Source organism: Candidatus Accumulibacter cognatus, assembly GCF_000584975.1.
Classification (GTDB): domain Bacteria; phylum Pseudomonadota; class Gammaproteobacteria; order Burkholderiales; family Rhodocyclaceae; genus Accumulibacter; species Accumulibacter cognatus.
In genome coordinates this window covers 1-9,169 of record NZ_JDST02000121.1, presented here as the reverse complement: position 1 = coordinate 9,169, position 9,169 = coordinate 1, and the positions used below count along the sequence as shown (strand labels likewise).

Here is a 9,169-nt window from a genome sequence, read left to right as displayed (position 1 = left end):
AATGAGGAAATCACCTAAGGCATCGTATCGCTCAGTCCACCTGGAAAGGAGTACACATGAACATTGTCTATAACAGTCAGCAGTACGCGATCGTTGCTTACCCGGTGCAGAAGGGTTTCGAGCTGGTGGACAAGGCTGCCAGTCGCAGCCTCTTCGTTCAGGGTTCGGTGGCCCGGGATTTGCGCAAGGCCATAGACGATATTCCCGACAATGAGCGTGACGAAGAATCAATCGACGCGCTGCTCGACGAGTACTGCGCTGGCGCGGCGCGGCCGATCGTCGTGCACTGATACTGAAATCAGATAATCAGATCAAACAGATTCCTCAGCCAAGCATAAGCTCGCTATAATGCACGGTTTTTCCACCTTGCCCCACTGTTCGCATGGCGGGGGGCTTTATCCAAAAGGAGTGTTCGTGCGCCATTATGAAATCGTTCTAATCGTCCACCCGGACCAAAGTGAGCAGGTCCCGGCGATGGTCGAGCGGTACAAATCGCTGATCGCTGCCCGCACCGGGCAGATTCACCGTCTTGAAGACTGGGGACGCCGTCAGCTCGCCTATCCGATCCAGAAGTTGCACAAGGCGCATTATGTTCTGATGAACATCGAGTGCGATGACACAACGCTGACCGAACTCGAGCATGGCTTCAAGTTCAACGACGCGATTCTTCGGCATCTGACGATCAAGACCAAGCGTGCGGTCAGCGCACCGTCCCCGATGATGAAGGATGAGAAATCTAAGTCACTGCTCGAAGTCCGTGAACCGGCGCCGGCCGAAACCACTCCGCCGGCTGCCTGAGTGCCGAGTCACTGCTGAATCGCGTCGAACTCAGCGGCATCCTGATCGAGCGCAAGGCGCTACGCTTTACGCCGGCCGGTGTGCCAGTCATGGAATGTCTGATCGGGCATCAATCGGAGCAGCTTGAAGCAGGTGGCCGCCGCCGTGTCGAACTCGAAATCCAGGCAATTGCCTTGGGCGCAACGACACAGTGGCTGCAGGCAGCCAGTCCAGGCGCGGCCCTGCAGCTGACGGGCTTTCTCGCCGCCAGGAGCCGCGGCAGCAGGCAGCCAAGACTACATATCACCAAGATCGATTTTGTTGAAGGAAATCAAGATGGCAAGGTTCTTCAAAAAGAAGGATGACAAGAACGTCAAGAAGCGTGGCAGCGGACTGTTCAAGCGGCGCAAGTTCTGCCGCTTCACTGCTGAAAAAATGGAAGAGATCGACTACAAGGATGTCGATTTGTTCAAGGAGTACATCGCCGAGAACGCCAAGATCATGCCGGCCCGGCTGACCGGCACCAAAGCCGGCTATCAGCGGATGCTGTCAGTAGCCATCAAGCGTGCCCGCTTCCTAGCGCTGCTGCCGTATACCGACAACCATCAGTAAACCGAGGAGACGACGATGCAAATCATTCTGATGGAAAAAGTCGCCAACCTCGGCAACCTCGGCGATCTGCTCAAGGTGAAGGATGGCTACGCTCGCAATTTCCTGATTCCGACGGGCAAGGCCAAGCGCGCCACGCCAGCTGCACTGAAGGAATTCGAGGTCAAGCGGGTTGAACTGGAGAATGCCGCCCGCGACAAACTGGCGGCAGCGCAAGCGTATGCAGAAAGACTGGGCGGAGCAGTCGTCCGGATCGCCCGCAAGGCCGGCGTCGACGGTCGCCTCTTCGGTTCGGTGACCAACTTCGACGTTGCTGACGGGCTGCGCGCGCTCGGTTTCGAGATCGAAAAGTCGGCTATTCGCATGCCAGCCGGCCCGCTCAAGGTAATTGGCGAAACCCCTCTGGAAGTGGTTCTGCACGGCGACGTCATGGCGACGATCACGGTGGCCGTGGTCGTCGAACAACCGAAGCTGTAGGTTCGCGATACGGCGCCGTTATCTGGTGTCGAGAAAAAGGCCTTGCCCGGGGGCAAGGCCTTTTTGCATCTGGGCTGCGAAGCAGGGGGCCCCAGGAAATCTGACCATTTGCATGCTTCTTCGCACGCCCTGCCATGCTCCTGGATGGGATAATCGTTGATGGTCAACGCTTGGCAGGAGGCAAGAGGTGGAGCACGCATGCATCGAAAGCCAGGGGCGGTCGCGTTTCGCGCTCAAGCGGTATTATTCGCTGAGCAGTCTGCTGTGCACGGTTCTTACTGCCGTGGTGCTGGGCTGGAGCTACCAGCATCTCGCCTTGGGCGACCTCAAGGACCTTGCCGAAAGCCGCAACGTCGTCTTGACCCGTGCCTTTGCCAACTCGCTGTGGCGAAATTTCTCCCTTCTCGTTGATGACAGTGCCGGCGCAACGGCCGACTCCCTGCGCGCGCGCGCACAGGATACCCACCTCCAGGAGCTGGTTGCGCAGCACATGAAAGGTACTGATGTCGTCAAGGTGAAGGTCTACGCCTTGAACGGCGTGACGGTGTTTTCCACCGATACCCGGCAGACCGGTGAGGACAAGAGTGGCAATCCAGGCTTCCTGGCGGCGCGTGCGGGGAAGGTCGAGAGCGTTCTGAGCCATCGTGACACGATGGACACCTTCGAGGGCACGGTTACCAATATCGACGTCATTTCTTCCTACCTGCCGGTCCGCGATGAGTACGAGCGGGTTGTTGGAGTGATCGAGATCTACAGCGACGTCACCACTTTCGTTGCCCATCTGGAGCAGACCCGCCTGATCGTCATCGGCATCGTTTTTGGTCTACTGGCGCTGCTCTACGGCTGGCTTTATCTGCTGGTGACGCGCGCCCAGGGGATCATCGACCGTCAGTCCTCCGAGCTTGAGAAATCACTGCAAGGCGTCGAATTGGCCAACCGGGAACTCGACCGTCGGGTTCAAGAACGGACGCAGGCCCTCAATGAAATTAACCGGAATCTACACGAGGAGATCAACATTCGGCGCGCCGCCGAGAAGCAGCTCAAGCTAGCGGCGGAAGTCTTCGACAACGCGATGGAGGGCATCATGATCACCGATGCCGATGAGCGGATTCTGGCCGTCAATGGCGCGTTTACCCGGGTGACCGGTTACAGCGCCGACGAAATCGTGGGCCGGACGCCGAGCATTCTCAGCTCGGGACGCCAGGACCAGGCATTCTATGCAACACTCTGGACGGCGCTGCAAGTCGAGACTCGTTGGCAAGGCGAATTGTGGAACCGCCGCAGGAACGGCGAAATCTTTCCGGTGTGGCTGAGCATAACCGCCGTGTTTGATGAGCAGAATACCGTATCCCACTACGTGGCAGTATTCTCCGACCTGACCCAGCGCAAGGCGGCGGAGCGCAGAATAGACCATCTGGCCTTCTACGACCCCCTCACCGATCTGCCGAACCGCCGATTGCTCCTGGACCGGTTGCAGCATGCCCTGATTGCCAGTACGCGGACCGGTCGCGGCGGCGCGTTACTGTTTATCGATCTCGACAATTTCAAGAGCCTGAACGACATCGTCGGTCGTGACCAGGCCGACTTGGTGCTGCAACAGGTCGCCCAGCGGCTGGCGGGTTGTGTGCGTGCCAGCGACACTGTGTCGCGCCCTGGCAGTGACGAATTCGTGGTGATGCTCGAAGATCTGAGCGAGGACGGCCAGGAGGCGGCAAGACAGGCCGAAAGCGTCGGCGAGAAGCTTCTTGCCACGCTCAGTCATGTCTATCCCCTCGCCGGCTACACGCACCACAGCACGGTCAGCATCGGCATTGCCCTGTTTTCCGATCGCCAGGAGGTCGTCGATGAACTGATCCAGCGAGCGGAATCCGCCATGCACCACGCCAAGAGGGCGGGCCGCGATACCCTGTGCTTCTTCAACCCGACCATGCAGGCGGTTGCGACGGCGCGTGCGGCTCTCGAAGCGAGTCTGCACGAAGCCGTCCAGAAGGAGCAGTTTCTTCTTCACTTTCAGGCACAGGTGGATTCATCTGGCCGGGTCATCGGTGCCGAAGCCTTGTTGCGCTGGCAGCACCCGGAGCGTGGCCTGGTGTCGCCAACCGAGTTCATCCCCCTCCTCGAGGAAAACCGACTGATCCTTCCCATTGGCCAATGGGTACTGGAGAGCGCATGCGATCGACTGGCGGCCTGGGCCACTCGACCCGAACTGTCCGGTCTCACCCTGGCGGTGAATGTGAGCGCCCGTCAGTTTCACGACGATGCCTTTGTCGATCACGTGCTGGCGGCGCTGGCCCGTAGCGGAGCCCGACCGCAACGGCTCAAGCTGGAGCTGACCGAAAGCCTGCTGGTGAATGACGTGCAGGAAATCATTACCAAGATGGCCATCATCAAGGCGAAAGGCGTTGACTTCTCGCTCGACGACTTTGGTACCGGTTACTCATCGCTTTCTTACCTGAAGCGCTTGCCGCTCGATCAATTGAAAATCGACCAGAGTTTCATCAGAAACATCCTCACCGACCCCAACGATGCCGCGATCTCCAAGATGGTCGTCGTCCTGGCAGAAAGTCTGGGGCTGGCGGTCATTGCAGAGGGCGTCGAAACCGAGGCCCAGAGGGATTTTCTCGCCGGCCAGGGTTGCCATGTCTATCAGGGCTACCTGTTCAGCCGCCCATTGCCGGCCGAGGGCTTCGAGGAATTCGCGCTGCGTTCGTTCATTCCAAATTACTCCGATCATCGGCCTGCCAAAGACCTGCCTCCAGGGACAGTAAATTCAAGGCCACCGGCGTGACCATACCGCGGTGCTCGACCCAGCTTCAGCCAGCGCTGCTGGTCGGGGAAACAAGGGGCCATTCGACGCGCGCGATCAGGCCGCCGCCCGGGTTTGGCAGCAGGTCGAAGCTGCCGCCGTGGGCGCGGGCGATGCGGTCGACAATGGCCAAGCCGAGGCCGGCACCGCTGCTGTGGCTGCGCGCCGCGTCGAGACGGGTGAATGGGCGTTTGAGCCGTTCGCACTGTTCCGTCGGAATGCCGGGACCGCGATCGCGCACTTCGAGATAGAGGCGGCTGTCGGTGATTCCGCCAGCGAGTTCGAGCGGCTGTTCGCTGCCGGCGTGCTGCAAGGCATTGTCGATCAGATTGGTCAACAGGCGTTGCAGTGCCAGGGGGCGCGCAGCGATCTCAGGCAGGGGTGCGACAAGCCGGGTCTCGACCAGTGCGCCACGGCGGCGATAACGGTCGGTCATTTCCTGAAGCAGGACGTTGCAATCGATGGTCTGCAAGGGCTCGCCTGCGTCGTGCCGGGCAAAGGCGAGAAACTGGCCGATGACCCGGTCCATTTCCTCGATGTCTTCGTTCATTGCTGCGCAGTCGCTCGCTTCGAGGTCGCTGATCTCGATGCCCAGCCGCAGGCGCGTCAGCGGCGTGCGCAGATCATGCGAGATGCCAGCCAGGATCAGGTTGCGGTCGTGATCGAGCTGTTGCAGGTCACTCAACATCTGGTTGAAACCCTGGCTGACCAGTACGATCTCGTCGGCACCCCGTTCCGGTAGCGGTCGCGGCCAGCGGCCGCTACTGATCGTTGCTGCGGCGCGGGCGAACCGTTTCAGCGGTCGCGTGACACCCAGGACGATCAGGTAGGCCCCAAGCAAGGACAAACCGAGCGCGGCGACGCCCCAACCGAGCCATTGCACGGGGAAGGTCTGGTCGAGGCGCTCGCGCGGCATCATCATCCAGTAGTCGTCGTCGTCGATCGCGAAACTGATCCACAGACCGGGCATTTCATTGCGTTCGAGGCTCAGGCGGGTCGAGGTGCCGAGTTGCCGGCGTACTTCGACGGCGATGTGCTGCAACAAGGCCTCGTCCGGCAGCGGTGCGATGCGGTCGTCGTCTTCCGCCGGGTAAACACGAATGCCTTCGCGTTCTGAAAGCTCCAGCAGCAATTCGCGCCGCAAGGAAGGCGCCGCGGTGAGCAAGGCGGTGCGGGTCAGATTGATCACGCTGGCCACCATCTGCGCGGTTTGCCGGGCACGTGGTTCGAGCGCGAAGTGGCGGTAGATCGCCGACCAGGCGAGCACTGCGAGCACTTGCAGCAGTGCGACGAGCAAAAAGACGCGCCATAGCAGGGTGCGCGGAATCAGCCTCATCGAGCGTTGCGCATGCTCAAGGAGGGGGGCTGGCCGGGTCGTCCGGGACGAAGACGTAACCGAAACCTCGCACCGTCTGCAGATAGCGTGGTTGTGCCGGATTGTCCTCGATCAGCTTGCGCAGGCGGGATACCTGGACGTCGATTGCCCGATCAAAGACTTCGTATTCCCGGCCGCGGGCGAGTTCCATCAGTTTGTCGCGTGACAATGGCTGTCGCGGGTGGCTGACGAGCGCTTTCAGCAAGGCAAACTCGCCGGTCGTGAGCGGGATCTCCTGGTCGTCGCGCTGCATGCGGCGAGTTGCCAGATTCAACCGGATGCGGCCAAATCCGAGCATTTCCCCCGCCTGGCCGGGGCTGCCCGGTAGACTCGCCGGCGGTCGCCGACGCAACACGGCGTGAATCCGGGCGACCAGTTCACGCGGGTTGAACGGCTTCGCCAGATAGTCGTCGGCCCCCATTTCGAGTCCCACGATGCGATCGATCTCGTCACCCTTCGCGGTCAGCATGATGATTGGCAGGATGTTTCCCTGCCCGCGCAGCCGCCGGCAGATCGTCAGGCCATTCTCACCGGGGAGCATCAGGTCGAGTACTATCAGAGCACACGGCTCGGCAGCAAGTGCGCGGTTCATCGTTTCGCCGTCTTCCACCGCCTTGACGGCAAAGCCTTGCTCGACAAGATACCGGCTCAACAGGTCGCGCAGGCGCCGATCATCGTCGACGATCAAGATTCGATCTTTGCTTTCGTTCATGTGTGTAATGCTAACGCGGATCGAGCGCCGCGAAGCAAGCGCAGATGCTCTCGAAACAATTCATTACAAAATGGCACCGGCTGCTCATTGTCTGCTTACATTCACCAGTGAAACTGCTCACCGTCACGCTGCCGTTTGCAGTGATCAATGGCACCGCAAGGTGCATCTGGAAAGGAGAACACAACATGAACGTACCATGCTCATCACGTCTGGGGCTGCTGGCCGTGCTCACGGTGCTCGGCGGAAGCACTGCAATGGCGGGGGAATGGCAGAATCCGCCCCGTCTGACTGCTCACATCGGAGAGGTTCGCCAGTACGCCGGCGAACGTCATTACCCGCCAGAGCGTCATCCCGCCACGGCTGCGAGTGGCCAATTTCGCGGTGGCGACATCGACGCTCGTCAGGAGCGCCAACGCACCCGCATCTGGCAGGGCTGGCAGGATGGTCAACTGACCCGCGGCGAGATGCGCGAGCTGATGGCCGAGCAAAGGGTGATTGCGGCCAAGGAGCGAGCGTATCTGGCCGATGGCTACCTAAGTCGCCGGGAGTATGCCGATCTGCAGAATGATCTGGAATACGCGTCGCAGCGCATCTATCATTCGAAGCACGACAGCGACTGGCGCGGCCATCGCTACGGGGAATAGGGCAACTGATGGGCACCTGAGCGGCAAGCGGGCGTACTGCCGTGGCCGAGGGTTCGATCAGTGGCCATTGCGGAGCGAGAAATGAACATCGCGACCCGGATTGCCGGGGTACTTCTGGGCCTACTCGCCGCATCCTTGCCGGCGCATGCCGGCAAGGATGCGGATCGTGCTTTCGATCGGCATCCTCCGGTTGGAGAGAGACGCCCCGGAGACCGACCGGATGCGCGTGATGGTCGCCACGGTGATGACGCACAGACTCGTCGCCTGAGCCCGGACGAGCGTCGCGATCTGCGTCGTGACATTCGCGATGCCGGGCGCGAGATCTATGACCGTGATCGCCGGCGGGGTCGCGAAGGCGGCTGATCTCACCGGGAACGAGAGGGATTCGGGGATTTGAGCAAGTCGAGGTAACGCGCCGCCATCACTTCCAGGTCATGGTGAGCGCGCACGTAGGCGCGGCCGGCAGTACCCAGAAAAGTTGACCGTGCGGGCTGCGCGAAAGACTCAAGCATGGCCGCGGCAAGTTCCGCCGCCGTGCAGTGCTCTGGGAGCAGCCAGCCAGTCTTGCCAGCACGCACGATCCCGCCGGTACCGCCGCTGGCGTTGGCGATGACCGGCAGGCCGGCCGCCATGGCCTCGAGAACGGCGTTGGGCGATCCCTGGTGCGTCCCGAGTACGACGGCTGCGGTGAACGGTTCGCAGCGGTAGCTCATGGTGGGGTCCGCGCCACGGAAGTACACCGCAAGTCCGGACGCCTGCACGCGCAGTTCGGCCAGACAGGCGGCATGTCGCGCTTCGGCCTGACCGACGAGATGCAGTTCGGCGGTGGGCTGATCGCGTTGTACTTGCGCAAAAGCCGTCAGTACGGTTTTGAGGCGCTTGCTCGGCGCGATTCGCCCACTCACCAGAAAGCGTGGCACCGCCGGTGCGGGTGCCGCCCGTGAGGCCGTCGCCACGCCATTGGCAATGACGATTGTGCGCCGACAGGGTGGCGTGTCGGTCGCGTGGTACTTCAGGACCAGCACATCCAGCCGCGCATAGTAAGCCGCCACATCGAGGTCGATGGCGGCAGCGAAGTTGGCTACGCCATCCAGTTCCGCAAATGCGTAATGCCCCGGACTGACATCGATCAGACGCAGCTCGGCCGGTGCGACGCGCGCCAGCAGGAGTTTGACCTTCGGGTCCACATTCCAGAAGCAGAGGGTCCGGAGAGCGTGCGCCCCGGCCCAGCCGAGCAGCGATTCGGCGAGCGCATACGGATCGGCCTGCGCTGTCGGCCGGAAGGTCTCGACGCCATGCTGTGCCAGGGTGTCGGCAAACGCTCTCTGGGTTGTTTCGCCGCATACCGCCACGGCCAGCGGATGTTGCGCGGCGATCTGCGTGACCAGGTTGACAAGCGAGCGCTGGGCGCCACCAGCGTTCAGGTTGGCGGTGACGAACAGCGTCTCGACACGGCGTTTGCCAGGCCTTTGCCAGGCTGTGGTCAGCGACCACAGACGCGGTGCGCGTGGCAACGACTCGCCGGTCAGCGTATCACGCACCGGCAGTGCGGCCAGGTGCTCGGCGATGAGGGCGTCAGGCGCGTCGGGCGGCAGCAGGCGCAGCCCGTCATGTGCCCGTTCGCCTTGGCCTCCGACGGCCGTCGCCAGTACCGGCAGGCCGACGACGAGCGCTTCACGTACCGCCATGGAGAATCCTTCGAAGCGGCTGACGTTCAGCAGTACGTCGGCGGCCGCATAGTAGGGCCCGGTAACTACTCAGGTCGGCTG

Annotated in this window: 11 protein-coding genes and 1 pseudogene; 8 read left to right on the top strand and 4 right to left on the bottom strand. The window is 61.6% G+C overall.

Going from position 1 to position 9,169, the window contains the following annotated elements; translation table 11 throughout:
• The first annotated feature begins 56 nt into the window (after nt 1-56).
• From AW06_RS18650 to AW06_RS18625, 6 genes are all read left to right on the top strand, one after another.
• A complete protein-coding gene (locus AW06_RS18650; protein WP_034953374.1) occupies nt 57-290 on the top strand; it encodes a DUF3567 family protein in 234 nt (77 codons plus the stop codon).
• 124 nt (nt 291-414) lie between these two features.
• Entirely contained in the window at nt 415-798 is a 384-nt protein-coding gene (rpsF, locus tag AW06_RS18645) for a 30S ribosomal protein S6 (protein WP_034953372.1), read from the top strand.
• Entirely contained in the window at nt 795-1,142 is a 348-nt protein-coding gene (gene priB / locus AW06_RS18640; protein WP_337958806.1) for a primosomal replication protein N, read from the top strand. Before rpsF ends, priB begins: the two co-directional genes overlap by 4 nt.
• Nucleotides 1,114-1,389: a 30S ribosomal protein S18 gene (rpsR, locus tag AW06_RS18635; RefSeq protein ID WP_034923543.1), complete on the top strand. Its 276-nt coding sequence runs from the start codon at nt 1,114-1,116 to the stop codon at nt 1,387-1,389. The genes priB and rpsR overlap by 29 nt, the downstream gene beginning before the upstream one ends.
• Nucleotides 1,390-1,404: 15 nt before the next feature.
• Nucleotides 1,405-1,863, top strand: coding sequence for a 50S ribosomal protein L9 (gene rplI, locus AW06_RS18630; protein WP_034953366.1), 459 nt, complete (start codon nt 1,405-1,407; stop codon nt 1,861-1,863).
• A gap of 187 nt (nt 1,864-2,050) precedes the next feature.
• Nucleotides 2,051-4,651, top strand: coding sequence for an EAL domain-containing protein (locus AW06_RS18625; RefSeq protein WP_273704886.1), 2,601 nt, complete (start codon nt 2,051-2,053; stop codon nt 4,649-4,651).
• Nucleotides 4,652-4,676: 25 nt separating this feature from the next.
• Here the strand turns inward: AW06_RS18625 and AW06_RS18620 are convergent, their stop codons facing one another.
• A complete protein-coding gene (locus AW06_RS18620) occupies nt 4,677-6,005 on the bottom strand; it encodes an ATP-binding protein (protein WP_034953364.1) in 1,329 nt (442 codons plus the stop codon).
• 16 nt (nt 6,006-6,021) lie between these two features.
• Nucleotides 6,022-6,756 (bottom strand): two-component system response regulator OmpR, encoded by a 735-nt coding sequence (gene ompR, locus AW06_RS18615; RefSeq protein ID WP_034953362.1) that lies wholly within the window; start codon nt 6,754-6,756, stop codon nt 6,022-6,024.
• Between the two features lie 185 nt (nt 6,757-6,941).
• Here ompR and AW06_RS21230 point away from each other — a divergent pair, with 185 nt between their 5' ends.
• Nucleotides 6,942-7,400 carry a hypothetical protein gene (locus tag AW06_RS21230; RefSeq protein ID WP_273704885.1) on the top strand — a complete coding sequence of 153 codons (459 nt, stop codon included), beginning with the start codon at nt 6,942-6,944 and terminating at the stop codon, nt 7,398-7,400.
• Nucleotides 7,401-7,481: 81 nt separating this feature from the next.
• Complete coding sequence (locus AW06_RS18605) at nt 7,482-7,763, top strand: hypothetical protein (protein WP_046536011.1); 282 nt, start codon at nt 7,482-7,484, stop codon at nt 7,761-7,763.
• 2 nt (nt 7,764-7,765) lie between these two features.
• On the opposite strand, the gene AW06_RS21505 is transcribed toward AW06_RS18605, so the two are convergent.
• Nucleotides 7,766-8,752, bottom strand: coding sequence for a glycosyltransferase family 4 protein (locus AW06_RS21505; protein ID WP_337958805.1), 987 nt, complete (start codon nt 8,750-8,752; stop codon nt 7,766-7,768).
• Between the two features lie 219 nt (nt 8,753-8,971).
• A pseudogene (locus AW06_RS21220) lies at nt 8,972-9,133 on the bottom strand (glycosyltransferase); the annotation flags it as partial.
• Nucleotides 9,134-9,169 lie beyond the last annotated feature (36 nt).